Genomic DNA, 25,935 nt, shown 5'->3' with positions numbered 1-25,935 from the left:
GACATGCCTGTGACTACGCATAACTTGAACACACCGCCGACCCTGTGGGAGCGAGCCTGCTCGCGAAAGGGCCAGCGCGGTTTGTCTGAAGTACCGAGTCGACTGCTTCGCGAGCAGGCTCGCTCCCACATGGGATTGATGGTGTGCTCGCTGGCACTGGCAGTTTCTCTGGCCGGTTGCGCCGGGCTGCCCGATCAGCGTCTGGCCAACGAAGCGCTCAAGCGTGGCGACACCGCCACCGCTGCGCAGAATTACCAGCAACTGGCCGATCTGGGTTATAGCGAGGCGCAAGTCGGCCTGGCCGATATCCAGGTCGACAGCCGTGACCCGGCGCAGATGAAACAGGCCGAGGCGACTTACCGCGCAGCGGCCAGCGTGTCGCCGCGTGCCCAGGCACGTCTCGGTCGTTTGCTGGTGGCCAAGCCGGGCTCCACCGAAGCCGAGCACCACGAAGCCGAAACCCTGCTGAAAAAAGCCGCCGCCAATGGCGAAGGCAACACGTTGATCCCGCTGGCGATGCTGTACCTGCAATACCCGCACAGCTTCCCCAACATCAACGCGCAGCAGCAGATCGATCAGTGGCGCAAGTCGGGCTACCCGGAAGCGGGCCTGGCGCAGGTGCTGCTGTATCGCACCCAGGGCACTTACGACCAGCATCTGGATGACGTGGAAAAGATCTGCAAGGCCGCGCTCAACACCACTGACATCTGCTACGTCGAACTGGCCACCGTTTACCAGAAACGTGGCCAGGCGGACCAACAGGCCGAGCTGATCAAGCAGATGCAGGCCGGTTACAGCCGTGGCACCGTCACCGCGCAGCGTGTCGACTCCGTAGCCCGCGTGCTGGCCGATTCGACCCTGGGCAAGACTGACGAAAAAACCGCGCAGGCGCTGCTCGAGCCGATCGCTCCGGGCTACCCGGCATCGTGGGTCACCCTCGCCCAACTGCTTTACGACTTCCCCGAACTGGGCGACGTCGACCAGATGATGAAGTACCTGGACAACGGTCGCGCCGCCGACCAGCCGCGCGCCGAACTGCTGCTGGGCAAGGTCTACTACGAAGGCAAAATGGTCCCGGCCGATGCGAAAGTCGCCGAGGAACACTTCCAGAAAGCCGTTGGCCGCGAAGTCGCCGCCGACTACTACCTCGGCCAGATCTACCGTCGTGGCTACCTGGGCAAGGTCTATCCGCAGAAGGCTCTGGACCACCTGCTGACCGCTGCGCGCAACGGCCAGAACAGTGCCGACTTCGCCATCGCCCAGTTGTTTTCCCAAGGCAAGGGTACCAAGCCCGACCCGCTGAACGCCTACGTATTCAGCCAACTGGCCAAGGCGCAGAACACCCCGCAAGCCGATGAACTGGCAGCGACACTCGAGGCGCAATTGCCGCCCGAGCGCCTGCCCGAAGCCCGCCGCCTGTTGCAACAGGAACAGGCCAGCCGTGGCGCCCTGAACTCGAACACGCTGCAACTGCACGCCCTGCAAGAAGAAGACGGCGAGGAAAAACTATGAAGCTGAACCCATTCGTGAAGGCCGGTATTGGCCTCACCTTCGCGCTGCTCTGGTCTTGCCCGACACTGGCTGCGATGACTGAAACCAAGAATTTCGGTCTGGAAGTGAAACTCACCGGCCAGTCCGAAGACGACCGTGACCTCGGCACTGCCGGCGGCGGTGACGTCAATGGCGTGGGCCTCGACCTGCGTCCCTGGATCTACGGCGAAAGCGGCGCGTGGAGCGCCTACGCGATGGGTCAGGCAGTGACCTCGACCGACATCATCGAGACCGACACCCTGCAACAATCGGACGGTGAACAAGCCACCGACAACAGTGATCGCAAAACCAAGAAGAACTACCTGGCGATGCGCGAGTTCTGGGTCGGCTACAGCGGCCTCACCCCGTACCCGGGCGAGATGCTCAAGTTCGGTCGCCAGCGTCTGCGCAATGACGACGGCCAATGGCGCGACACCAACATCGAAGCGCTGAACTGGACCTTCGACACCACCCTGCTGCGCGCCAATGCCGGTGTTGCCGAGCGTTTCAGCGAATACCGCACCGACTTGAAAGAGCTGGCGCCGAAAGACAAGGATCGCCTGCACGCCTACGCCGACGCTGCTTACCAGTGGACACCGGGCCAGTGGGTCGGCATTCGCGGCCACCACACTCACGATGACGGCAAACTCGATTACGCCGAGCCGGGCGTCCCGCGCGACTCGCTGGACAAGACCGAGAACGGCGACATCAGCTGGATCGGACTGACTGCCGACAGCGACGCCTACAACTGGCGCAACACCAACACCGTCAACTACTGGGGCAGCATCACCGGCATGAGCGGCGACCGCGACACGGTCAATGCGCTGAACGCCGACGGCACGCGCCCGACACAAGCCAAGCGCAGCGATGACATCAGCGGCTGGGCAGCCGATGTCGGCGTGCGTCTGCGCCTCGATCCGCAGTGGCAAGTCGGCGGTGCATACGCCCGCGCCAGTGCCGATTACGAACAGAACGGTCTGGAGAGCAACCGCTCCAACTACACCGGTACCCGCTCGCGCGTGCACCGTTTCGGCGAAGCGTTCCGTGGCGAAATGAACAACATGCAGACCGCCACCCTGTTCGGTTCCTGGATGGTCAACGACGAGTACGACGCCAGCCTGATCTACCACAAGTTCTGGCGTGTCGACGGCAACAAGCCGGTCGGCAGCAACGGCATCAATGCGGTGGAAAACAACACCGACGACGTCACCGGCGCAATCCTCTCCAGCACATCCTTGCCGCTTGAAGATGGCAACAAGGACCTCGGTCAGGAAATGGACCTGGTCGTCACCAAGTACTTCAAGCAAGGCCTGTTGCCGGCGGCGTTGAGCCAGTCGATCGACGAGCCTTCGGCACTGGTGCGATTCCGTGGCGGTGTGTTCAAACCGGGCGATGCCTACGGCAGCCAGGTTGATTCCTACATGCACCGCGCATTCATTGACGTGATCTGGCGCTTCTGATGCAAACCGCCAAGGGAGTGCCCGACATGATCAGCACCAGAACAGGCTCACTCAGCCTGCTGGCCGGCGCGATGCTGCTGGCCAGCGCCGGCGCCTTCGCCAATGTTGAACCGGCGAAACCTGCGACCGTGGCCAAGGAACTGCAACAGGCCAAGACCTACACCGTCAGCAGCGCGCCGACCGACGCACTGAAACTGGCCAAGCCGACACTGCCCGACCTGTCCGGCTTCACCGCCGAAGCCGCTGCCGCGAAGATCGTGCGCAGCAAACCGGGCAAGATCAGTGTGCGCCGGATGATGCAGGAAAACGCCCTGAAGGACTTCATCGGCGGCGATAACAAGATGGCCGAATGGGTCGTGCGTCAGCACGGCATTCCGCAGGCGATCTTCATCGACGACGGCTACATGAACCTCAAGGATCTGGCGAAAAAACTGCCCAAGCAGTATTTCAGCGAGACGTCCCCGGGCGTGTACCTGGCCAAATTGCCGATCGTGGTCGGCGAGAAAGGCATCCTCGAAATCGATGGTCAGACCCAGGAACTGCGCCTGTCCCAAGAGGCCGGTTCGTTCCTGGTCAATGACGGCAAACTGTTCGTGCGTGACACCAAAGTCACCGGCTGGCGCGAGAAGGACAACGGCCCGGCAACCTTCCGTTCGCCGAAGGAATTCCGTCCGTTCCTGCTCGCCTGGGGCGGCACCGAGACCTACATCGTCAACAGCAAGATGGCCAGTTTCGGTTACGCCAACAGTAAGTCGTACGGGGTGAGTATTTCCCAGTACACGCCGAACATGGCCAAGGTCCTCAAGCGCCCGGAACCGACCGGCTGGATCGTCGGCTCCGAGTTCTCGGACATGTGGTACGGCTTCTACTGCTACGAAACCAGCGACTTTGTGGTCAAGGGCAACACCTACAAAGACAACATCGTCTACGGCATCGACCCGCATGACCGCTCGCACCGTCTGATCATTGCCGAGAACACCGTTCACGGCACGAAGAAGAAGCACGGGATCATCATTTCCCGTGAGGTCAACGACAGCTTCATCTTCAACAACAAGAGTTTCGACAACAAATTGTCGGGCCTGGTGATCGACCGTAACAGCGTCAACAACATCATTGCCTACAACGAGATCTACAAGAACCACACCGACGGCATCACGCTCTACGAGTCCGCCGACAACCTGCTGTGGGGCAACAAGGTCATCAGCAATACCCGTCACGGCATTCGTATTCGTAACAGCGTGAACATCCGCCTCTACGAAAACGTCGCCATGACCAACGGCCTGACCGGTATCTACGGCCACATCAAGGACCTGACCGACACCGACCGTGACATCAAGCTCGACCCGTTCGACGCGCAGGTCTCGCTGATCGTCGTCGGCGGCGAGCTGGCGGCCAATGGCAGCGGCCCGCTGTCGATCGACTCGCCGCTGAGTGTCGAGCTGTATCGCGTGTCGATGCTGGCGCCGACCAAGTCCAGCGGGATCAGCTTCAACGGCATTCTCGGCGAGCGCCAGGATGAGATTCTCGATCTGTTGGTGCGCCAGCAGAAAGCCGTGCTGATCGACCCTGTCGAACGCCAGACCGAATTGCAGGACTGAGGATAATTTTATGCACCCACACATGATCAAACTGCTCAGCCTCTCGGCCCTGACTCTCGGCATTCTCGCTGCCGGCAACGCCCGCGCCGACGCTGACGGCGCAAGCGTCACGCCACCGAAGTTCACCGCCGAGCCGTGCTGCAACCTGTGCCCGGCGGCCCATGACGCGAAGAACTACACCACGCGTTATCAGCAGAACTTCACCACCCTGGTACAGGCTCAGGGCGACTGGCTGTTCCGTACCCAGGAAGACCTGCGTACCGAGTTCAACACCACGCCGGCCGGCTACAGGCGCCTGCAACAGTTGCACGATGCGTTCAAGAGCAAAGGCGTCGAGCTGGTGATCGTCTACCAGCCGACCCGTGGCCTGGTGAACCGCAACAAGCTCAACCCGCAGGAAAAAGCCGCGTTCGATTACGAGAAAGCGCTGGGCAACTACAAAACCATGCTCGGCCGTTTCGCCAAGATGGGCTACGTGGTGCCGGACCTGTCGCCACTGACCAACGAATCGCTGCCGGACACCCTGCCCGCCCACGATTTCTACTTCCGTGGCGACCAGCACTGGACACCCTATGGCGCCCAGCGCACGGCAAAAATCGTCGCCGAAAAGGTCAAGCAGATCCCGGCCTTCGCCGACATTCCCAAGCGTGAATTCGAGACCAAGCGCTCCGGGCGCATGGGCAAGACCGGCACTCTGCACAACATGGCCGGGCAACTGTGCGGCACCAGCTATGCGATCCAGTACATGGACCAGTTCACCACCGAGCCGAAAGGCGAGGCAGGCGACGGCGATCTGTTCGGCGATTCCGGCAATCCGCAGATCACCCTGGTCGGTACGTCGCACAGCGGCAAGAACTACAACTTCGCCGGTTTCCTCGAAGAAGCCATCGGCGCCGACATCCTCAACGTGGCCTTCCCCGGCGGCGGTTTCGAAGGTTCGATGCTGCAGTACCTGGGCAGCGAAGAATTCCAGAAGACCCCGCCGAAGATTCTCATCTGGGAATTCTCGCCGCTGTATCGCCTCGACCAGGAAACCATCTATCGCCAGATGATGGCGCTGCTCGACAACGGTTGCGAAGGCAAGGACGCGCAGATGTCCGCCAGCGCCACGCTGAAGCCGGGCAGCAAGCAAGAACTGCTGGTCAACAGCAAGAACCTGAACCTGCAGAACGCCAACCATCAGGTCGATATCCGCTTCGCCGACACCTCGGTGAAAACCCTGCAAGCCACCCTCTGGTACATGAACGGTCGCCACGAGGACATCAAGATCGAGAAACCGGAAACCTCCGACACCGACGGTCGTTTCGCCTTTGAGCTGCGCACGGACGAAGACTGGGCCTCGCAAAACCTGCTGGCAGTCGAAGTCCAGGGTCCTGAAGCCGGACCTGGCGCCGCGCCACAAAAAGTCGAAGCGAAAATCTGCAAACGCAACGTATTCCCGGGCGTCGGTCAACAGACCGCGCAGCTCGGGCAATGAGGTCTGCTATGCGAAATCCGAAACTGAAAAATCTGTTGGCACCGACACTCCTGAGCCTGGCGATGTTCGCCGGGGCAACTCAGGCCGCCGCGCCATTGCGTCCACCGCAGGGCTACTTCGCCCCGGTGGATAAATTCAAGACCGGCGACAAGAGCGACGGCTGCGACGCGATGCCGGCGCCATACACCGGTCCGCTGCAATTTCGCAGCAAATACGAAGGTTCGGACAAGGCCCGCGCGACGCTGAATGTGCAGTCGGAAAAAGCCTTTCGCGACACCACCAAAGACATCACCACGCTGGAGCGCGGCACCGCCAAGCGCGTCATGCAGTTCATGCGCGACGGTCGCCCGGAGCAGCTCGAATGCACGCTCAACTGGCTGACCGCATGGGCCAAGGCTGACGCGTTGATGTCCAAAGACTTCAACCACACCGGCAAGTCGATGCGCAAATGGGCACTGGGCAGCATGGCCTCGTCGTACATTCGCCTGAAATTCTCCGACTCGCATCCGCTGGCCCAGCACCAGCAGGAAGCGCAGTTGATCGAAGCCTGGTTCAGCAAAATGGCTGATCAGGTGGTCAGCGACTGGGACAACCTGCCGCTGGAAAAAACCAACAACCACTCGTACTGGGCCGCCTGGTCGGTGATGGCCACCGCCGTCGCCACCAACCGCCGCGACCTGTTTGATTGGGCGGTGAAGGAATACAAGGTTGGCGTCAATCAAGTCGATGCCGATGGCTTCCTGCCTAACGAACTCAAGCGCCAGCAACGCGCCCTCGCCTATCACAACTACGCCCTGCCACCGTTGGCGATGATCGCCAGTTTCGCCCAGGTCAATGGTGTCGATCTGCGTCAGGAAAACAATGGCGCACTGAAGCGTCTGGGTGACCGTGTGTTGGCCGGCGTGAAGGACCCTGACGAGTTCGAAGAAAAGAACGGCAAAAAGCAGGACATGACCGACCTGAAAGAGGACATGAAATTCGCCTGGCTCGAACCGTTCTGCACGCTCTACACCTGTGCGCCGGATGTGATCGAGAAGAAGCGCGACATGCAACCGTTCAAGACTTTCCGTCTTGGCGGCGACCTGACCAAGGTCTACGACCCGTCGCATGAAAAGGGCTAAAAGCCCCTCACCCTAACCCTCTCCCGGAGGGAGAGGGGACTGACCGAGGTGGCTGTGCGAGTTACGCCGAAATGAAATACCGAGTCGATCTCCATTTTTGAAAACCATGGAGATCAGGCTCCCTCTCCCTCCGGGAGAGGGCGGGGGGTGAGGGGGCGCGGTTTGACGGCCAGCCCAGACCTCAAGCAAACACTGTGTCACCCCTCCACTACCACGGGGGGGTTGGGGGGGCTTTGGCCCTTGACTGTTGGTTCAAACATGGAGAGATCGGGATGGTATTTTCATCCAACGTGTTCCTGTTTCTGTTCTTGCCGATCTTTCTCGGCTTGTACTACCTGAGCGGGCAACGCTATCGCAACCTGCTGCTGCTGATCGCCAGCTATGTGTTCTACGCCTGGTGGCGGGTGGACTTCCTCGCGCTGTTCGCAGCGGTCACGCTGTGGAACTACTGGATCGGCCTCAAGGTCGGTGCCGCCGGCGTCAGAACCAAACCGGCGCAGCGCTGGCTGCTGCTCGGTGTGGCCGTCGACCTGTGCATCCTCGGCTACTTCAAGTACGCCAACTTCGGTGTCGACAGCATCAACGAGATCATGACTTCGTTCGGTCTCGAGCCGTTCATCCTGACCCACGTGCTGCTGCCGATCGGTATTTCGTTCTACATCTTCGAATCGATCAGCTACATCATCGACGTGTACCGTGGCGACACTCCGGCCACGCGCAATCTGATCGACTTCGCAGCATTCGTGGCGATCTTTCCGCACCTGATTGCCGGCCCGGTTCTGCGTTTCCGCGACCTCGCCGACCAGTTCAACAACCGCACGCACACCCTCGACAAATTCTCCGAGGGCTGCACGCGGTTCATGCAGGGTTTCATCAAGAAAGTATTTATTGCCGACACCCTCGCCGTGGTCGCCGACCATTGCTTCGCCTTGCAGAACCCGACCACGGGTGATGCCTGGCTCGGTGCGCTGGCGTACACCGCGCAGCTGTATTTCGATTTCTCCGGTTACAGCGACATGGCCATCGGTCTGGGCTTGATGATGGGTTTCCGCTTCATGGAAAACTTCAAGCAGCCGTATATCAGCCAGTCGATCACCGAGTTCTGGCGCCGCTGGCACATCAGCCTCTCCACCTGGCTGCGTGACTACCTGTACATCACCCTCGGCGGTAACCGTAAAGGCACGCTGATGACCTATCGCAACCTGTTCCTGACCATGCTGCTCGGTGGTCTGTGGCACGGCGCGAACATCACTTACATCATCTGGGGCGCCTGGCACGGCATGTGGCTGGCGATCGAGAAAATGCTCGGCCTGAACACTTCGCCGCGCAGCCTCAACCCGATCCGCTGGGCACTGACTTTTCTGCTGGTAGTAATGGGCTGGGTGATCTTCCGTGCCGAGAACCTGCACGTTGCCGGGCGCATGTACGGTGCAATGTTCAGCTTCGGCGACTGGTCGCTGTCGGAACTCAATCAGGCCAGCCTCACCGGTCTGCAAGTGGCAACCCTGGTGGTGGCTTACGTGACCCTGGCGTTCTTCGGCCTGCGTGATCTGTACACCAATCAGCCGCCAGCCAAGACCAAACCGGAAGTCAACGTCGAGGCCAATGGCCCTGCCACGGCGACGCCGGGAATGATCAAGGCAGCGCCTGGGGAAAATCCGGCGAGCATCCACGAACCTGGCTACACCGTCGGCGTCGAAGCCCAGGTGCAACCGGCTTACTGGACCGCTGACTGGTCGCGCTACGTGATGCGCGGGCTGATCCTGCTGCTGTTCATCGCCTCGATTCTCAAACTCTCGGCGCAAAGCTTCTCGCCGTTCCTTTACTTCCAGTTCTGAGGGATCTGACATGACCCGCTCATTACGCATCTTCTACATCGCCCTGTTCCTGGTGACGCTGTTGGTCCTGGGTCTGTGGTCAGTTCGCAGCTTCTTCGGCTTCAGCACCAACGCCGATGCGACGGTGCTCAACGGCCGCTGGACGAAGGCGGTGGAAACCCACTATGACGATGAATTCCCGATCAAGCGCCTGGGCACCAACCTCTGGGCCGCGCTGGATTTCAAGCTGTTCAACGAAGGTCGTCCGGGCGTCGTGCTCGGCCGCGACCAATGGTTGTACAGCGATGAGGAATTCAACCCGATCGTCAACGAACAGCAGAACCTGCAAGGCAACTACGCGCTGGTCGAAGGCGTGCGTCAGACCCTGAAAGAGAAAGGCGTGAAACTGGTGATGGCGATCGTTCCGGCCAAGGTGCGTCTGTATCCGGAGCATCTGGGTGAAGTGAAGCCTTCGAGCATTCACCAGAACCTGTATCAAGATTTCCACGCCCGTGTCGCGGCCGGCAAGATCCTCGCCCCTGACCTGCTCGGCCCGCTGCAACAGGCCAAGCAGAACGGTGAGCAAGTGTTCCTGCGCACCGACACCCACTGGACGCCTGAAGGCGCCGAGATCGCCGCCAACACGCTGGCGAAAACCATTGCCGAGAAATTCCCGCTGAGCGGCGAGCCACAGCGCTTCGTTACCACGCCAGCAGAGAAGGTCACGCACAAGGGCGATCTGCGTCTGTTCCTGCCGCTCGATCCGCTGTTCGAAAACATGATGCCGGCGCCTGAGCCACTGCTCAAACGCAACACCGTGGCCGCCGAACAGCCTGCCGGTGACGACGCCCTGTTCGCCAACAGCGAAGTTCCGGTCGCGCTGATCGGCACCAGCTACAGCGCCAACCCCAACTGGAACTTCGTCGGTGCGCTCAAACAAGCGCTGCACAGTGACGTCGTCAACTACGCCGAAGACGGCCACGGCCCGATTCTGCCGATGCTCAGCTACCTGAAAAGCGATGACTTCAAGAACAGCCCGCCACAAGTGCTGATCTGGGAGTTTCCTGAACGATATCTGCCTGTGAACAACGAAATCGGCGACGCCGACCCACAGTGGGTCGCAGAGCTCAAACAAGCCGGCGCCCGCCAACAAAACGTAGCCATCAACACTAAATCCGAGACGCCCGATCGGGCGCAAAACTGAAAGAGAGGTACACCATGACTTTCACTACTACTCCTCGTCGTCTCGCTAAAAGCTTCGCACTGGTTGCTGGCCTCAGCGTACTTTCCGTCCCAGCCTTCGCCGGCGGCGACGCCGCGCTGTACGGCCCGACCGCTCCGAAAGGCTCGACCTTCGTGCGTGTCTACAACGCCAGCAACGCTGAAGTCAGCGCGACTGTCGGCAGCACCAACCTGAGCGACATCGCGCCACTGGCCAGCAGCGACTTCAGCTTCATGCCGGGCGGCGATTACAGCGCCAAGGTTGGCAGCCAGACCCTGCCGGTCAAACTCGCTGGTGACCACTACTACACCCTGGTCAACAACGCTTCCGGCGCGCCACAACTGATCGAAGAGCCACCGTTCAAGAACAAGCAGAAATCCCTGGTGCGTGTACAGAACCTCAGCGACAAATCGCTGACCCTGAAAACCGCCGACGGCAAGACCGAAGTGGTGCCGAACGTCGCTGCCAAGGGCCGTGGCGAACGTGAAATCAACCCGGTGAAAGTCAGCCTGGCGCTGTACGAAGGCGACAAGAAAGTCGGCGACGTGAAACCGGTCGCCCTGGAGCGTGGTGAGGCAGCCGTGCTGTACGTCACCGGCAACGGCAGCAACCTGTCGCCAGTCTGGGTGAAACGCCCGGTGTCGACTCGCTAACCAATTTCCCGCAGAGACGCTGATCCCTGTAGGAGCTGTCGAGTGAAACGAGGCTGCGATCTTTTGATTTTGAAGATCAAGATCAACAGATCGCAGCCTTCGGCAGCTCCTACGAGGGATGCGGCGTCTTCGGACACGAGACAAAAACAAGAGTGAAACGACACAACGTTCGTTGCTCTAACCAAATTGATTTTATGGAGTAAACACTATGATTCCGGTGATCTTGTCAGGTGGTAGCGGTTCGCGTCTGTGGCCTCTTTCGCGCAAGCAATTCCCCAAGCAATTCCTCGCCCTGACCGGCGAACACACACTGTTCCAGCAAACCCTCGAGCGCCTGGTGTTCGAGGGCATGGACACGCCAATCGTGGTCTGCAACAAAGAGCACCGTTTCATCGTCAACGAGCAACTGGCCGCGCGCAATCTGGAATGTCAGCGCATCCTGATGGAACCGTTCGGCCGCAACACGTCGCCGGCCGTGGCCCTGACCGCGATGATGCTGGTCAATGAAGGTCGTGACGAACTGATGCTGGTGCTGCCGGCCGACCACGTGCTGGAAGACCAGAAAGCCCTGCAACGTGCGCTGGCCCTGGCGACTGTCGCTGCCGAGAACGGCGAGATGGTCCTGTTCGGCGTGCCGGCAACCAAACCGGAAACCGGCTACGGCTACATCAAATCCACTGCTGATTCGCTGCTGCCCGAAGGCGTCAGCCGCGTCTCGCACTTCGTCGAAAAACCGGATGTGAAGCGCGCCACCGAGTACGTCGAATCCGGCGGTTACTACTGGAACAGCGGCATGTTCCTGTTCCGCGCCAGCCGCTTCCTCGAAGAACTGAAAAAGCACGATCCGGACATCTACGACACCTGCCTGCTGACCCTTGAGCGCAGCCAGCAGGACGCCGACACCATCACCTTCGACGAAGCCACCTTCGCCTGCTGCCCGGACAACTCCATCGACTACTCGGTGATGGAAAAAACCCAGCGCGCCTGCGTGGTGCCGCTGACCGCCGGCTGGAGCGATGTCGGCTGCTGGTCGTCGCTGTGGGAAGTCAACGAGAAAGACGCCAACGGCAACGTCAGCAAAGGCGATGTGGTCATCCAGGACAGCAAGAACTGCATGATCCACGGCAACGGCAAACTGGTCTCGGTGATCGGTCTGGAAAACATCGTCGTGGTCGAAACCAAGGACGCGATGATGATTGCCCACAAGGACAAGGTCCAGGGCGTCAAGCAGATGGTCAACACCCTCAATGCCCAGGGCCGCAGCGAAACCCAGAACCACTGCGAAGTCTATCGTCCGTGGGGCTCGTACGACTCGGTGGACATGGGCGGGCGTTTTCAGGTCAAGCACATCTCGGTCAAGCCGGGCGCGTGCCTGTCGCTGCAGATGCACCACCACCGCGCCGAACACTGGATCGTGGTCAGCGGCACCGCCGAAGTGACCTGCGACGAAAACGTGTTCCTGCTCACCGAAAACCAGTCGACCTACATCCCGATCGCCTCGGTGCACCGCCTGCGCAACCCGGGCAAGATCCCGCTGGAAATCATCGAAGTGCAGTCGGGTTCGTACCTGGGTGAAGACGATATCGAGCGTTTCGAAGATATCTACGGCCGCTCCACCCCGATCGAACGCGGCGTGTCGGTGAAAACCATCGCGCAGTAATCGCCTGCTGAAACAAGAAGCCCTCGTCCAGCCCGTTGCGTTCCCTATCCGCAGCGGGCTGGGCGGGGGCTTTTTTTGTCTAGCCGAAGACTGAATTGCGGCGTCTCGCCAGTGGTGAATCTTCATCGACCGACTCGCCTTCCGTCGCCTGCGCCAGCCCCGCGGGACCTTGTGTAAACGCGGCTGCAAACAGTTGCTGCGCCAACGGTGTGGACGTTGATTCCGGCTCTGCGAACAACGGCTGCCGCCGGGTCGATCGATTGAAGGACTGCAAGTCGACCGCCGGACTGTTCGAGGAGATGGCAAGAGGCACGGCAACGGGTGTGCTGAGCAGTTTGTACTGGATCCGCGTCTGAGCCTCGGAAACCTGCATGGCATTGCCCATTGCCACACTCAGTGAGCCCACCAACTGAGCTGCGGGGTTAGCGGCGTGCATCAGCAGATTTCCACCGATCTGGAAGCCTTTGGCCACGGCACCGCGCCTGGCTGCAAGCACTTGCGGTTCTTCGACAGGGCTGTTGAACGCAACGGACATGGGTCCCATGATCCGGCTGGTGGTCTCCTCCCCCAACACCCGATTCATTGTCGAAGAAACGAATTCACCGGAGTGGTACAGCACGGCCCCCGAAGGTGGCGCGGTGTGCGTCCGGACGGCGGCAATGACATGTGCCTGATGTGTGTTGAGCACGGAGTTGTCCCGGGCTCCCAGCTCTGCCAGCGCTACCGGTATTTCGCGGCGGTAGGCCTGGACGTCGGGATTTGGGTCATTCTCGAAGTAACGGCGCACGGGCTGCATGCCGGCGGCTTGCACGGGATTGACCAGTTTCTGGTCGGCAAGATCGTGATACACCCGATCGCCAGCACGCTTGTCGGGCTTGTCGGGCTTGCGCCCGTCGCTGTCCCTGTAAGTCATTGGGTTGTTGCGCAGCGCGCGATAGCGATTATGGCCGTCGATCGCTCCACCAGGATCGCTGTTCAGCCAGCGTTGCAGCCACGGCACGTAATAGCGAAACCCGTAATAGTAAAGTCCCGTGGCGTCACGTTCCTTTGCCGAATACCGCGCGGTCTTGTAGCTGACGTCGGGTTCTTCGGCCCACGCCGTTGCACCGAATGGATAAAAATGCTCGCGGCTGATCAACTGCGCATCCGCGTCCAGCTCAAGACTGATTGAGCCCAGATGATCATTGAAACTGTATCGGTAGAGATAATTGACGCCGGTCGGCGATGGGCTCTGCCAATGCAGGACGCGTACGATATTGAGTCCGGTCCGCACGATGATCACCTGCAGGCTCTCACCGGTGCCGGTATCGGTGCGTAATTCCAGCGCTGGCAGATAACGCACCTGTGCAAGAAGACTGCGTGCAGAGGCCCGTGACGAACGCGTCTTGCATACCCGCTGACCGGCGCCGTCGTAGAGATAGCTTTCACGATCATCGGCATCTGTTCGGCGTGAGACGACCACGACCGAGTCCAGCTGGCAACGCAGATTCCACTGCAACCGGCGTCCCTGATCCAGCAACAACAAATTACCCCGCGAATCGAAAGCTTCCGCGATCTCTGCTTCAGAGGGCGGCTTACCGTCGTGCCACGGCAAACACCGATTGCTAAAGCGTGCGGCCTGCAGTTGATGACCTGGACTCTGTTGGCCGACGTGAGTCAGCCCGCGCAAATTGCCGCCGACGTCGTAATGATAGCGCTGGCTGTAGTTGGCGACAGCGGTCGGCCCGCCACCGGCAACGCCGGCCTCCCAGCCAGTGGCATGGGACAACTGATAAAGACTGTCATAGCGGTAACGACTGACCGGCTCGATGCGCTGGTTGGCGAACCAGCGCACGGGCAATGCCTGGTCTTCGATACTCGTTACATTGCCCATCGGGTCGTAGGCGTAGATCAGATGCTGCAGCACATTGCCTAGATTGTCCTGAGCATGGCGCGTGAGCAGGCGGCCGTCTTCGGGACGGTAGCTCAGCGTAGTCAGCACGCCGTTGCCTGCCAGTTCATGAGTGACTTGTCCGTAAGCGTCGTAGCGAATATCACTGACGACCGAATGGTTCTGAGTCTGAAGTTTGAGCCGTATTTCAACTGCGCGTAACTGGCCGTGGAGAGTCAGTGCGAAGGCCTGCCGATTGCCACCGGCATCGATCTGTTCGAGCACAGGCCCCAGCGGGGCGTAGCGCCACTGTGTGGTTGCCCCTTGGGGTTCGAGCAACTTCTGTCGATCGACGATAGCCTCTGGCCAATCCGCGGCAACCGGCTCAAGCGTGAAGTGACGGATGTTTTCACTGCACTGCCCGGTGATCGCAAACTGCGAGAACAGAACACTGCCACCGGGATCGTCATGACGAATCACTTGACCGAGCTGATTGCGCAGCGGATCGCCCGCGCCGGGGCGGCCATAGGCAAGGCGCTCGGAACAACGGCGAGGTACGCCGGTGCCTTCCTCGAACACCGCGACAGGTCGCAACAAGTCATCGTATGCAATTTCGCGGCATGTGCCACGGCTGTCCCAGTTGCACAGCGTCTGGCCGGCCAAACCCGGCAACTGGACCTGGACTCCCGCATCGGTACTGTCCGAGCGCAGCGCGATATCGTTCAAGGCATGGACAGTGGTGAGGCTGGCGGGCGCTTGTGGATCAATCGCCTGCAACGCCCACAATCGCGCATCCCATTGTTTGACTGCACGGCCGGCGTTGTCGCGCAACGTCCGCTCGATCCGGGGCTCGCTTGCCAACGCCGCATCGGCGCGCCAGTAGTTGACGTTGAGGATGGCCAAACCGCGCGGATCGTTCACGGCAAGCGTTGGCGTATTGCTGTGGATGCCCATAGTGCGTCAACGTCCCAGTGTGCCCTTGGCTCATGAGAGCAAGCGCGGAACCGCATTCCTACTGTCAGAAATTACAGTCCCGACCAACGGTGCGCGCAAACTCGTCCCGAATACCCATTGCGCCAAGCCTTCGGTAGGATGGGGCTCACTCACCCACGGAGCGCTCACGCATGTTCATCGGCATCCTGCTGGTCATTACCTGGTTGATCCTGCTGCTGCGCTACCCGGCCAAGGCCTTGCCGGTTTCGGTAGCCGCTGCGATTGGCTTGGGTTTCGTGGCCATGTGGGTGGTGTGGCTGGACAACCGCGAGATCAAGCAACTGGCGCGCCTGGAACTGCGCATTGCCTACGCTCCCGAGCAATGCCCGGCCGACCGTCCGCTGCAATTGAAAATGAACAATGGCAACAATGTGCCGCTGACCGAGCTGCGCTGGCGCATCGCCGCTTATGCGCCGGGCGATACGGTCAACCTGGCCGACAATCAATACACTGCCCCACGCTATCGCGGCCCCGGCGAATTGCAGGCCGGCGCGACCTGGGAAGACTGCTTGCCACTGCCGCCGCTGCGCCCCGGCTATCGTCCGCAAACCCTGGAGTTTCGCGCCGAGCATTTGCAAGGTAGTTTCTCCGACTGATCCCCTCCCCCGACTGTTTGCACAAGGAATGCGCCATGCCCGTTGCGTTGATTACCGGTTGTTCCAGCGGCATCGGCCGCGCCCTTGCCGACGCGTTCAAAGCCGCCGGCTACGAAGTCTGGGCCAGTGCGCGCAAGGCTGAAGATGTCAGCGCGCTGAGCGCTGCCGGTTTCACCGCTGTCGAGCTGGACGTCAACGATGGCGCCGCGCTGGAACAACTCGCCGAGCGTCTGAGCCAGCAACACGGCAGTCTTGATGTACTGATCAACAACGCCGGTTACGGCGCGATGGGGCCACTGCTCGACGGCGGCGTACAAGCGATGCAGCGCCAGTTCGAAACCAACGTATTTTCGATTGTCGGCGTCACCCGCGCGTTGTTTCCGCTGCTACGTCCGGCCAAGGGGCTGGTAGTGAATATCGGCAGTGTGTCGGGTGTGCTGGTCACACCGTTTGCCGGCGCCTACTGCGCGTCGAAAGCGGCGGTGCATGCGCTTAGCGATGCATTGCGCATGGAGCTGGCACCGTTTGGCATCCGTGTGATGGAAGTCCAGCCCGGTGCGATTGAATCGAGTTTTGCGAAGAATGCCGGACATGAAGCCGAGCAGTTGATCAACGAGCAATCGCCGTGGTTTCCCCTGCGTGAAGGCATTCGGGCACGGGCCAAGGCATCGCAGGACAAGCCAACACCGGCCAGTGAGTTTGCGGCTGAGCTGTTGAAAGCGGTGCGGCAGAGCAAGCCGCCACGGCTGGTTCGCATCGGCAACGGCAGCCGGGCGTTGCCGTTGTTGGCGGCGTTGTTGCCGCAAGGGTTACTCGAATCGACGTTGATGAAGCGGTTCGGGTTGCGCGCCAAGCTCTGATCCCCAGTCGTTGCGACCAGCGGTAGCCAGACCTGTCAGAGTTGACAGTAGGCGCCCTCTAAGCGAAGGCCTATCGTGAGTTCAAGCCAGGTGAATAGTGTTAAGACAGCGTTAGCGCCCGGCGAGTAAACCGACCTCCCGACAACCGCGCAGGGACGTATATGGCAATCGCAGAGAAGGCCGCGAACATCAGGGCGACAATCGACGCTACATGGGGACGCGGCCAAGGCAAACTTCAACTTGACGATATATTCCAGGACGACCCGACGAAGTCCCGGCCCCTCACGGGGTCAACGCTGCTGCGCGATAAATCGTTGCTGGTCACCAGTACCTTCGACAAAGGCGTCTTCTTCATTTCCAAGCTGAACCACTTGGGTGCCGTAGACCTGGCGTTTGGGGTCGCAGGGCGTGTCACGGGTTCGTTCCTGGCCAATGAGCAGGCCTCTGGCGGGCCGATTGCAGAAGGTGCCGATGGGCGGCTGTTCATGGCAGGCAGCACAGCCAATGAGCAATCGAACGAGGTTAGCGCTGCGATTCTCTGCCTTGACAGCAAAGGCAATCGAGTGAGCAGCTTTGGCGAGAATGGCCAAGTCATCATCGATCCCCCAAACACACAACGGCTTACGAAAAAAGGCCCGGCATTCGTCTTCGCGCTACCCGATGGCAGCGTTATTGTCGGCGTTGATTACCACACGCCTGACGTGCTCAGGGCGCACCTTTACAAATTCGATGCGCAAGGCGCACCCGTGAAGGCATTCGGCACAGATGGCCGAGTTGAAATTAATCACGGGATGCCGCATGCATCGACTTCACTCAGCGACGGTTGCGTGCTCGACAATGGACTCTTGTTATTTGCAGGCTACGAAAAATACGAGCCCGACGTGAACACGGACGGTCTCCTCGTGATGTTGAATTCAGACAGTGGCGCGCTCCATGAGAGTTTCGGCCTCTCGGAAAGACCCGGGGTTGTGGTAGTCCGGTACAACTTCATGGGTGCCGAACTCAATACTGTGAGACAGCGAGCCCCTGATAGATTTACGGCATCTGGCTACACCAACATGGGCAGCGGTGTCAGTGAGCGATACGGCATGTTGTTCGCCTTCGATGAAAAAGGTAAGCCCGATTTTGACGTTTTCGGCAATCCGAATGTCATGCCACTCCCACCAGCTCTCGGCAGCGACAGGCGAGTCAACTGGGCGGACCATGTTCCTTTCGCTGATAACATCGTAGTTTCTGGTGGAGACGAGAAGGGCAATTATATTGCCTGTGTGAAAACCCGTAGCGGTGGCTACAACTCCGCTTTTTCAGACGCGGGTGGCGTCATCCATCGCGAGGAGACCACCGACTCGCTCTCCAGGCTTCATTATCAGCAGGCCCCAGGCAAATTGATTGTTGCCCTCAACATCAATCCAGAAAACCCTCTGGGTTGTCTGTATCGCTACAACATTTCCCAGTAGCTGGAAGCATCACCGCGTCGCCCTGGTCAGGGGCGACGCGGTAGATCAATTGCCTGCCAGGTCCTGCTTCACCACTACCGTGCAAGTAATCCCCGCCGCCAGTAACACGCCCTCTGGCACCTCATCAATATGAATCCGCACCGGCACGCGCTGCGCCAGCCGCACCCAGTTGAACGTCGGGTTCACGTCGGCAATCAGTTCGCGGCTTTCCGGGTTGTCGCGGTCGTAGATCCCGCGCGAAATGCTTTCGACATGACCCTTGAGCACTTCGCCGCTCATCAATTGCATGTCGGCTCGGTCACCGATTTTGACGTGCGGCAACTTGGTTTCTTCGAAAAAGCCGTAAACCCAAAATGAATTCATGTCGACCACGGCCATCTTCGCCTCGCCGATGCGTGCGTAATCGCCGCGATGCACATTGAGGTTGGTCACGTAACCGTCCACCGCCGCACGCACTTCGGTGCGTTTGAGGTTGAGTTCGGCGGCTTCCAGTTGCGCCTGGGCGTGTTGGTAATCAGCCAGTGCGGCGTCGGCGATGTTGCTGGCGTCGTCGCGGTTCTCTTTAGAGATCACCAGATTGTCGAGGTCGGCGCGGCGATGGGCGTTGACCTTGCGCATTTCCCAGGTCGACTTGCGCGAAGCGACCAGTGACTGCGCCTGCTTGACCGCAATGCGGTAGTGCTCGGGGTCGATGCGCATCAGCAGATCGCCCTTTTTCACCAGTTGGTTGTCACGCACCGGCACTTCGACCACTTCGCCGGTGACGTCGGCGGCAACGTTGATGATGTCGGCGCGAACGCGGCCATCGCGGGTCCACGGCGTGTTCATGTAGTGCTCCCACAACGTGCGGCCAATCCACAGCGCCAGGGCCAGCACCAGCAGGGTCGCGAGCAGGCTGAAAAACTTTTTCATCAAGATGTTCTCAACGGTAGACAGTCAGCGCCATGGCGCCGAACAGACAGGTAAACAGGCTCAGGCGCAGCAGCGCCGGGTGCCAGAAAAAGCGGTACAGGTCGAACCCCGAGAGGAAGCGGTCAACTGCCCAGGCCAATCCCGCAGCAATGAAAAACATCAGGGTCATGGTCGGCATGTACACGCCGTGGAAGGCGATTTCACGAGGCATGGGCAAGTCCTTCGGGCCTGGCGGGAGCGAATTCGGCCAGGGGTGATTGCGGGTCGAGCAACGAGGTGCGAATAAAGTGCAGATAGCTTTTCACCCGGCGCAACGCCGAGGTATCGAAGTGCGGCGCGAACGGCTCGTCGGTGGCGGCGACGCGGCTGATGGCGTGATCGACCGCGACCAGTGCGCGTTCGAGATTGCTCGCGTTCGGCTGCAAGAACAGCCGCACCAACGCACGCCCCATCACGCGGATTGCCTGACGCCACGGCTGCGATTCGGCATACGCCGGGTGCACCGGCAGGATCGCCTGCTCCTTGCGCAACTCGATGATCGCGTGGCCGACTTCCAGCACCACGAACATCCAGCGCAGCAGACTCTTCTGCACCTTCGGTTGCCCTGCCGCGAGGCCATAGGCCTGATGCAGCAGATCGCGGGTGCGGCTCTCGAAACTCGAGGCCAGGCCTTTGAGTTTTCCACTGATCGCATAGACCACTTGCCCGCGCAGATCCTGCTCCAGGCGCTGCCACAGCCAGCGACTGTTCGGCGGCAGAATAATCGCCCCCGCCGCAGCACACATGAGCATGCCCATGACCATGGCGATGTAGTCGTTGATGAAGGTGTAGGGGTTGTAGATCGTGAGATTGTCCGGCACTGAACCGGTGCTGAAAAAAATCAGCAGGCCCAGTCCGACCCCGGCGTATTGCGGCCGCGAGGCGAGGAACGAACCGAGCACGATCACCGGCGCGAGCATCACGCAGAGCAAGGGGAAACCGTCGATCCACGGGAAGATGAAAAACATCTCGACGAAGCCGATCAGCGCGCCGAGAAAAGTCCCGCAGGCCATTTGAAAAGCCATGCGTTTCGGGTTCGGTGTGGCGGCGGAAAGACCGACGGTGGCGGCGGCGATCAGGGTCATGGTCGCCCCGCTCGGCCACGCGGTGGCGACCCAGTAACTGCCCAGCACAATCAGAATGAACGAGGCGCGGATCCCCGAAGCGGCCGCCGCCCACCAGTTGGTTTGCGGGGTGAACGGCTCGTCCCAGCGTTCGCGTTCGTGACGATGCTCGCCCAGCGACGCGTGGGTCTGCGCATAGCTGTGCAGGTCATCGACGAAGCGGTAGAGCAATTCGTAGGCGGTGTGAAAATCCAGTTGTTCGGCCTCGCTCGGAGCAGTGTCCTGAAAGATTCCGCGCAACGCTCGGACACGAGCCGGCAGACCTTCCTTGTAGGTGGCCAACGCGGTCGCCAAACGTGCCGCGTCGGGGCTGGTCAGCGCGCGACCGCTGAAGCCGTCGAGCACTTCGGCGAGGTCCTGCAAGCCCGGTTTGATCGCTGCCACGACGTGCTCTTCGCCATTGCCGTGCAGGCGTTCGAGCAATTGATGCAAGGCGTTGAAGCGCGTGGTGATGCCCATGAACTCGCTGTTCAAACGACTCAGACGACCGTTGCGCCGGCGCATGTGCGGGTCTTCGAACACGGTCACGCTGCGCAGCCCTTCCAGGCCGACGGCTTCAGCAATGAAGCGCACGTTGCTGGCTTCGAACGCTTCGGCTTTGCTGCGCCCGCGCAAGCCGTCGGTGACGAAGAGCGCGAACACACCGAAGCGCTGATACAAGGCGTTGCGCATCGCCGCACTGGCGGTCTGCGGCAGGATCGCCGCGCTGATCAGCGTCGAACAGAGAATGCCCAGCGAGATCTCCAGCACCCGCCACACTGCCGCCATAAAGGCGCCGTCGGGATGGGCCAGCGCCGGCAGACCGACCATCGCTGCGGTGTAACCGGCAAGGACAAAACCATACGCGCGAAAGTTGCGGCAACGTGCGGCACCGGCTGAGCAGATGCCGACCCAGATCGCCAGCGAGCCGAGAAACAGCTCCGTGTTCTGCGCGAACAAAGCGATCAGCGTGACCATCATCGCCGACCCGGCCAGCGTGCCGAGCAAGCGATAGAAACTCTTGGCGAACACCTGGCCGCTCTGCGGCTGCATGACGATAAACACCGTGATCATCGCCGTACGCGGTTGCGGTAGTTCCAGACGCATCGCCAGCCATAGCGTGAGAAACGCGGCGAGCAACACCTTGAAGATATACACCCAGGTCACGCCATCGCTGCGTGCCCAGTCGAAAAAACCGCGACGCCATTCCAGGGAATGGAGCCAGCGCAGGGGGGCGGGCAAGGAGGTCATTGAAAATACTCAGGCATGCAATGCGGACTCGAAACCTGTGGGAGCGAGCCTGCTCGCGAAAGCGCAGTCTCAGGCAACATGTTCATTGACTGATACGCCCCCTTCGCGAGCAGGCTCGCTCCCACAATGGATGCTGTGTTCAACGCAGCAGCGCCGGGGTTTTCGGGGCTTGTGTCTGCTCGGCTGTCGGCACGTCATTACCAGCACCGAGGCCGCCCCCCAAGGCAGTCACCAGCTCGGCATGCGCACTCAACCGCGCCGCCTGCACTTGCTGCTGAACCTGCTGCTGCTTGAACAGCAAGGTCTGCGCATTCAGCACATTGAGGTAATCGGTGAGGCCGCGTTGATAAGCGATCATCGCGATATCGTAAGTCTTCTGCGCTGCGGCCACGGATTCGGCAGCGAAGTCCTGCTGCTTGTCCATCGACTCGCGGCGGATCAACTGATCGGATATGTTCTTCAGCGCGTTGATCAGGGTCTGGTTGTAGTGCGCCACGGCGATGTCATAACCGGCCGCCGCTTCGCCCAATTCACCACGCAGTCGGCCGCCGTCGAAGATCGGCAACGAGATCGCCGGGCCGACGTTGTAGTTGAGTTTCTTGCCGGTCAGAAACTCCAGCGCGCCGCCGCCCGTGGCCATGTAGCCGAGGCTGCCGACCAGATCGACGTTGGGGTAGAAACCGCCGTGGGCAACATCAATGCCACGCGCCTGCGCCGCCACTTGCCAACGACTGGCGACCACGTCCGGACGCTGGCCGAGCAGTTCGGCGGGCAATGCCGAGGGCAACTTCAACGGCGCCGCGAGGGACAGCGTCGGCCGCTGCAGTTGCGCCGCAGCGCCCGGGCCTTTACCGGCCAGCGCTGCAATCTGGTTGCGGCTCAGGGCGATTTCCTCGTCCAGCGCATCGAGTTGGCGATGGGTTTCGGGCAGCGGCGCTTCGGCCTGGCTGACTTCGAAATGCGTGCCGATACCGCCGCTGAGGCGTTTCTGCGCCAGATCGAGAATCTGCTGTTGCTGCTGGAGCGTCGCCGCGACGATGTCGCGCTGGGCGTAATGCAGCGACAACTCGATGTAGGCGCGGACCAGATTGCTCTGCAGTTCCAGCTGCGCCAGTCGCGCCTCGGCCACGCTCACATGGGCCAGATCCACCGCGCGTTCACTGGCATTGCGCTCGCGGCCCCAGAGGTCGAGGGCGTAGCTGAAGCCGAGCGCGGCGTTGTTGTCCCATGTGGTGGTATTGGCCAGTTCGCCGGGGCCGTAGAACTGATCGGTCGGCCAGTTGTGGCGCTTGAGGGTCGACTCGCCATTGATCTGCAACGCCTCGGCCGCTTCGGCAACACCGGCCATGGCCTTGGCCTGACGCACCCGCGCAGCGGCCATGGCCATGCTCGGGCTGCCTTGCACGGCGAGGTCGATCCAGCGATTAAGTTGCGCATCACCAAACGCCTGCCACCATTGGGCGCTGGGCCAGTGGGCGTCTTTGGCGGCCTCGGCAATGGCCGCGTCGGCGGCCAGTGAATCGGCCGCGAGTGCCTCGCCGTGAGGGGCAATGCCTTGGGTAGAGATGCAGCCGCCGAGAGCCAGGGTTAAAGCCAGAACACTGAGCGGCAAAAGCGCTCTGTTGATGCGACGCGGCACAGCTGCGAATTCCTGAGAAAGGGATCAATCGAGGGACTTGTGTAGGAGCTGCCGAAGGCTGCGATCTTTTGATCTTTTTAAAGACAACATCAAAAGATCGCAGCCTTCGGCAGCTCCTGCAGGGATCGGCGCAATTCTATGGAGCTGCCTCTGCGGCGATAAGCTGGGATTTCTGTGAATCTTTGTTACGGTTAACGAGATAATCCCTTGGTCGGGGGTCTCAGCCCCTGAAACTTCGTGTCACAATTTGCCATCTCCCTTGAGAGCACCCCATGGACACTTTGCAAAACATGCGCGCCTTCAGTTGTGTTGCCGAAGCGGGCAGCTTCACCGCCGCCGCCGTGCAACTGGACACCACCACCGCCAACGTCTCGCGCGCGGTCTCCAACCTCGAAGCCCATCTGCAAACCCGTCTGCTCAATCGCACAACCCGGCGCATCGCCCTGACCGAAGCCGGCAAGCGCTACCTGCTGCGCTGCGAACAGATCCTCGCCTACGTCGAAGAAGCCGAAGCGGAAGCCAGCGACGCCCACGCGCGCCCGGCCGGCCAGCTGAAAGTGCACACCATGACCGGCATCGGTCAGCACTTCGTCATCGACGCCATCGCCCGCTACCGCAAGACCCACCCCGACGTGACGTTCGACCTGACCCTGGCCAACCGCGTGCCGGACCTGCTCGACGAGGGCTACGACGTGTCCATCGTGCTGGCCAGCGAACTGCCAGACTCGGGCTTCGTTTCGCAGCGCCTGGGCATCACCTACAGCATCGTCTGCGCCTCGCCGGCGTACGTGAAAGCCAACGGCGCCGCACAGAAACCCAGCGACCTGCTCAACCACGCCTGCCTGCGCCTGGTCAGCCCGGTGATCCCCCTGGAGAAATGGGCCTTCGACGGCCCGGACGGCCAGGAAACGGTCACCATCAACAGCTCACCATTCCTGGTGAACTCCGCCGACGCCATGAAAACCGCCATCACCAGCGGCATGGGCGTCGGCGTGCTGCCGGTCTACGCCGCCATCGAAGGCCTGCGCAACGGCACCCTGGTGCGCGTGATGCCGAACTACCGCTCGCAGGAACTCAACCTCTACGCGATCTATCCGTCGCGGCAGTACCTGGATGCCAAGATCAAAACCTGGGTGGAATATTTGCGCGGATCGTTGCCGGAGATATTGGCGGCGCATCAGGCGGAACTGGTTGCGTATGAGTTGAGCGGGAGTCTGGCTGGCGCGCGCGTCGCCACCTGACTTTAAACACCGCTGACTTCGTGTAGGAGCTGACGAGTGCAACGAGGCTGCGATCTTTGGATCTTGCTGTTTAAAAATCAAAAAATCGCAGCCTACGACAGCTCCTACATCGCGGTGTTTACGGGGAAGTTTCCGACAGGTTTTGCAGGTTGTCCGTCGGAAGTGCGCTGGCTAGGATTTGGCGGTTGCTGACGAATCAGCGACCGGGTCTGGAAAACCCGCAGGATCACAGCGCATGACATAATGCCGCGCTCTTTCAGCGCCGGTATTCAGTTATGGCGGCTGTACGTGGGAGACCTTCGGGTCTGCCGGGTTTGATCCTTTGCCGGTTTTTCCAGTCCGCGTACAGCTGCCACCCCTTTCGCCTGGAAAACGAAAAATGGCAGCTCCATAAATCCAAAAGGATCTTTGCCATGTTCAAACCCACACCCAATCCCCCCGAATCAGCAAGCACCTCACCCTACCAATCCCCCGACTCAACGAAACTCCACGACGCCGCCGAGCGTGCGCTGGATCACTACCTCAAACCGTCCGCCAGCGCGCAGCAAAACCACAAACCCAGCACCATGTTCCAGGTCGCCCCGGACCAGGACAACGAAAGCCTGCTGGCCCACGCCTGCGAATCCCTCGCCTCGGCCAGCATCATGAGCAGCGACATCGCCGCCCACGTCGACAGCCCACAACGGCACACCATACTGGCCATCCAGCAGGTGATCATGCTGGCGGAACTGGCGGTGAACCGGGTGCTGGATAACTACGAAATCCATCAGCTCCCGTCACGCAGCTGACCTCCGGGGAGCGAGCCCGACCGCGAGGGCTTCGGCACATTCAACATTCGAGGTGTCAGATAAACCGCTTTCGCGAGCAGGCTCGCTCCCACAATTCTGGATCGTGTACATCAGCAAGATAGGAGTTGGCTGTCAGGCCGCCTTCGCTGGCAAGCCAGCTCCCACAGGGACGGGGTGAATCTGGCAGAGATGGGTTGGCAGTGGAGACGCCTTCGCGAGCAGGCTCGCTCCCACAATTCTGGATCGTGTACATCAGCGAGATATGAGTCGGCTGTCAGGCCGCCTTCGCTGGCAAGCCAGCTCCCACAGGGACGGGGTGAATCTGGCAGAGATGGGTTGGCAGTGGAGACGCCTTCGCGAGCAGGCTCGCTCCCACAATTCTGGATCGTATACATCAGCAAGATATGAGTCGGCTGTCAGGCCGCCTTCGCTGGCAAGCCAGCTCCACAGGGACAGGGTGAATCTGGCAGAGAGAGGTTGGCTGTGGAGACGCTTTCGCGAGCAGGCTCGCTCCCACAGTTTGAATCGAGTACATCAGCGAGAAACAGGTCGGCTGTCAGGCCAGTTCAAGCCAGCTCCCACAGGGACGGGGTGAATCTGGCAGAGATGGGTTGGCAGTGGAGACGCCTTCGCGAGCAGGCTCGCTCC

The 25,935-nt window shown here is 60.7% G+C and carries 19 protein-coding genes; 14 read left to right on the top strand and 5 right to left on the bottom strand.

Features of this window, described 5'->3' with window-relative positions; genetic code table 11:
- Window positions 1-3 precede the first annotated feature (3 nt).
- From algK to AB4O45_RS18045, 9 genes are all read left to right on the top strand, one after another.
- Window positions 4-1,512, top strand: a complete 1,509-nt coding sequence (gene algK, locus AB4O45_RS18085) for an alginate biosynthesis TPR repeat lipoprotein AlgK (RefSeq protein WP_177342702.1) — start codon at window positions 4-6, stop codon at window positions 1,510-1,512.
- Entirely contained in the window at window positions 1,509-2,990 is a 1,482-nt protein-coding gene (locus tag AB4O45_RS18080; RefSeq protein WP_056783051.1) for an alginate export family protein, read from the top strand. The genes algK and AB4O45_RS18080 overlap by 4 nt, the downstream gene beginning before the upstream one ends.
- A 26-nt stretch (window positions 2,991-3,016) precedes the next feature.
- Window positions 3,017-4,588: a mannuronan 5-epimerase AlgG gene (gene algG / locus AB4O45_RS18075; RefSeq protein ID WP_051600606.1), complete on the top strand. Its 1,572-nt coding sequence runs from the start codon at window positions 3,017-3,019 to the stop codon at window positions 4,586-4,588.
- A 10-nt stretch (window positions 4,589-4,598) separates the two neighbouring features.
- Window positions 4,599-6,065, top strand: a complete 1,467-nt coding sequence (locus tag AB4O45_RS18070) for an alginate O-acetyltransferase (protein WP_460160398.1) — start codon at window positions 4,599-4,601, stop codon at window positions 6,063-6,065.
- A gap of 8 nt (window positions 6,066-6,073) precedes the next feature.
- Complete coding sequence (locus AB4O45_RS18065; protein ID WP_056783046.1) at window positions 6,074-7,186, top strand: mannuronate-specific alginate lyase; 1,113 nt, start codon at window positions 6,074-6,076, stop codon at window positions 7,184-7,186.
- A 272-nt stretch (window positions 7,187-7,458) separates the two neighbouring features.
- The gene (locus AB4O45_RS18060) at window positions 7,459-9,024 is read left to right on the top strand and encodes an MBOAT family O-acyltransferase (RefSeq protein ID WP_041479485.1); all 1,566 of its coding nucleotides are present in this window, start codon (window positions 7,459-7,461) and stop codon (window positions 9,022-9,024) included.
- A 10-nt stretch (window positions 9,025-9,034) separates the two neighbouring features.
- On the top strand, window positions 9,035-10,207 hold the full coding sequence (locus tag AB4O45_RS18055) for an alginate O-acetyltransferase (RefSeq protein ID WP_460160397.1): 1,173 nt from the start codon (window positions 9,035-9,037) through the stop codon (window positions 10,205-10,207).
- Between the two features lie 14 nt (window positions 10,208-10,221).
- Window positions 10,222-10,878 (top strand): alginate O-acetyltransferase AlgF, encoded by a 657-nt coding sequence (locus AB4O45_RS18050; protein WP_095180418.1) that lies wholly within the window; start codon window positions 10,222-10,224, stop codon window positions 10,876-10,878.
- A gap of 208 nt (window positions 10,879-11,086) precedes the next feature.
- Window positions 11,087-12,538, top strand: coding sequence for a mannose-1-phosphate guanylyltransferase/mannose-6-phosphate isomerase (locus AB4O45_RS18045; RefSeq protein WP_024011673.1), 1,452 nt, complete (start codon window positions 11,087-11,089; stop codon window positions 12,536-12,538).
- Window positions 12,539-12,617: 79 nt separating this feature from the next.
- Here AB4O45_RS18045 and AB4O45_RS18040 read toward each other — a convergent pair whose 3' ends face one another.
- Window positions 12,618-15,362 (bottom strand): RHS repeat domain-containing protein, encoded by a 2,745-nt coding sequence (locus tag AB4O45_RS18040; protein ID WP_460160396.1) that lies wholly within the window; start codon window positions 15,360-15,362, stop codon window positions 12,618-12,620.
- Window positions 15,363-15,532: 170 nt separating this feature from the next.
- On the opposite strand from AB4O45_RS18040, the gene AB4O45_RS18035 reads away from it, so the two are divergent.
- The 3 genes from AB4O45_RS18035 to AB4O45_RS18025 all read left to right on the top strand — a co-directional run bounded on the left by AB4O45_RS18035 (window position 15,533) and on the right by AB4O45_RS18025 (window position 18,314).
- A complete protein-coding gene (locus AB4O45_RS18035) occupies window positions 15,533-15,997 on the top strand; it encodes a hypothetical protein (RefSeq protein WP_056783040.1) in 465 nt (154 codons plus the stop codon).
- Window positions 15,998-16,032: 35 nt separating this feature from the next.
- A complete protein-coding gene (locus tag AB4O45_RS18030) occupies window positions 16,033-16,857 on the top strand; it encodes an SDR family oxidoreductase (RefSeq protein ID WP_056783038.1) in 825 nt (274 codons plus the stop codon).
- A 161-nt stretch (window positions 16,858-17,018) separates the two neighbouring features.
- Window positions 17,019-18,314: a hypothetical protein gene (locus tag AB4O45_RS18025; protein ID WP_460160395.1), complete on the top strand. Its 1,296-nt coding sequence runs from the start codon at window positions 17,019-17,021 to the stop codon at window positions 18,312-18,314.
- 45 nt (window positions 18,315-18,359) lie between these two features.
- Here AB4O45_RS18025 and AB4O45_RS18020 read toward each other — a convergent pair whose 3' ends face one another.
- The 4 genes from AB4O45_RS18020 to AB4O45_RS18005 all read right to left on the bottom strand — a co-directional run bounded on the left by AB4O45_RS18020 (window position 18,360) and on the right by AB4O45_RS18005 (window position 23,258).
- Complete coding sequence (locus tag AB4O45_RS18020; RefSeq protein ID WP_236168112.1) at window positions 18,360-19,226, bottom strand: efflux RND transporter periplasmic adaptor subunit; 867 nt, start codon at window positions 19,224-19,226, stop codon at window positions 18,360-18,362.
- A gap of 10 nt (window positions 19,227-19,236) precedes the next feature.
- The gene (locus tag AB4O45_RS18015; protein ID WP_016771611.1) at window positions 19,237-19,437 is read right to left on the bottom strand and encodes a DUF1656 domain-containing protein; all 201 of its coding nucleotides are present in this window, start codon (window positions 19,435-19,437) and stop codon (window positions 19,237-19,239) included.
- Entirely contained in the window at window positions 19,427-21,619 is a 2,193-nt protein-coding gene (locus AB4O45_RS18010; RefSeq protein ID WP_460160394.1) for an FUSC family protein, read from the bottom strand. Before AB4O45_RS18010 ends, AB4O45_RS18015 begins: the two co-directional genes overlap by 11 nt.
- Window positions 21,620-21,758: 139 nt before the next feature.
- On the bottom strand, window positions 21,759-23,258 hold the full coding sequence (locus AB4O45_RS18005; protein ID WP_460160393.1) for an efflux transporter outer membrane subunit: 1,500 nt from the start codon (window positions 23,256-23,258) through the stop codon (window positions 21,759-21,761).
- A 272-nt stretch (window positions 23,259-23,530) separates the two neighbouring features.
- On the opposite strand from AB4O45_RS18005, the gene AB4O45_RS18000 reads away from it, so the two are divergent.
- Together AB4O45_RS18000 and AB4O45_RS17995 are read left to right on the top strand one after the other, a co-directional pair.
- Window positions 23,531-24,499: a LysR family transcriptional regulator gene (locus tag AB4O45_RS18000; RefSeq protein WP_024011667.1), complete on the top strand. Its 969-nt coding sequence runs from the start codon at window positions 23,531-23,533 to the stop codon at window positions 24,497-24,499.
- Between the two features lie 413 nt (window positions 24,500-24,912).
- Entirely contained in the window at window positions 24,913-25,287 is a 375-nt protein-coding gene (locus AB4O45_RS17995; protein ID WP_150742824.1) for a DUF6124 family protein, read from the top strand.
- The last annotated feature ends 648 nt before the right edge of the window (window positions 25,288-25,935 follow it).

The sequence above is a fragment of the Pseudomonas sp. S2_B10 genome (assembly GCF_054668425.1).
This window is presented reverse-complemented; position numbering and strand designations above follow the sequence as displayed.

Excerpts from the sequence above, each read along its gene's own strand:
- AB4O45_RS18070 (WP_460160398.1), top strand. The coding sequence starts at position 4,599 with ATGCACCCACACATGATCAAACTGCTCAGCCTCTCGGCCCTGACTCTC.
- algG (WP_051600606.1), top strand. The coding sequence starts at position 3,017 with ATGATCAGCACCAGAACAGGCTCACTCAGCCTGCTGGCCGGCGCGATG.
- AB4O45_RS18000 (WP_024011667.1), top strand. The coding sequence starts at position 23,531 with ATGGACACTTTGCAAAACATGCGCGCCTTCAGTTGTGTTGCCGAAGCG.
- AB4O45_RS18050 (WP_095180418.1), top strand. The coding sequence starts at position 10,222 with ATGACTTTCACTACTACTCCTCGTCGTCTCGCTAAAAGCTTCGCACTG.
- AB4O45_RS18010 (WP_460160394.1), bottom strand. The coding sequence starts at position 21,619 with ATGACCTCCTTGCCCGCCCCCCTGCGCTGGCTCCATTCCCTGGAATGG.
- AB4O45_RS18060 (WP_041479485.1), top strand. The coding sequence starts at position 7,459 with ATGGTATTTTCATCCAACGTGTTCCTGTTTCTGTTCTTGCCGATCTTT.
- AB4O45_RS17995 (WP_150742824.1), top strand. The coding sequence starts at position 24,913 with ATGTTCAAACCCACACCCAATCCCCCCGAATCAGCAAGCACCTCACCC.
- AB4O45_RS18065 (WP_056783046.1), top strand. The coding sequence starts at position 6,074 with ATGCGAAATCCGAAACTGAAAAATCTGTTGGCACCGACACTCCTGAGC.
- AB4O45_RS18030 (WP_056783038.1), top strand. The coding sequence starts at position 16,033 with ATGCCCGTTGCGTTGATTACCGGTTGTTCCAGCGGCATCGGCCGCGCC.
- AB4O45_RS18045 (WP_024011673.1), top strand. The coding sequence starts at position 11,087 with ATGATTCCGGTGATCTTGTCAGGTGGTAGCGGTTCGCGTCTGTGGCCT.
- AB4O45_RS18040 (WP_460160396.1), bottom strand. The coding sequence starts at position 15,362 with ATGGGCATCCACAGCAATACGCCAACGCTTGCCGTGAACGATCCGCGC.
- AB4O45_RS18025 (WP_460160395.1), top strand. The coding sequence starts at position 17,019 with ATGGCAATCGCAGAGAAGGCCGCGAACATCAGGGCGACAATCGACGCT.
- AB4O45_RS18035 (WP_056783040.1), top strand. The coding sequence starts at position 15,533 with ATGTTCATCGGCATCCTGCTGGTCATTACCTGGTTGATCCTGCTGCTG.
- AB4O45_RS18015 (WP_016771611.1), bottom strand. The coding sequence starts at position 19,437 with ATGCCTCGTGAAATCGCCTTCCACGGCGTGTACATGCCGACCATGACC.
- AB4O45_RS18055 (WP_460160397.1), top strand. The coding sequence starts at position 9,035 with ATGACCCGCTCATTACGCATCTTCTACATCGCCCTGTTCCTGGTGACG.
- AB4O45_RS18080 (WP_056783051.1), top strand. The coding sequence starts at position 1,509 with ATGAAGCTGAACCCATTCGTGAAGGCCGGTATTGGCCTCACCTTCGCG.
- AB4O45_RS18020 (WP_236168112.1), bottom strand. The coding sequence starts at position 19,226 with ATGAAAAAGTTTTTCAGCCTGCTCGCGACCCTGCTGGTGCTGGCCCTG.
- algK (WP_177342702.1), top strand. The coding sequence starts at position 4 with ATGCCTGTGACTACGCATAACTTGAACACACCGCCGACCCTGTGGGAG.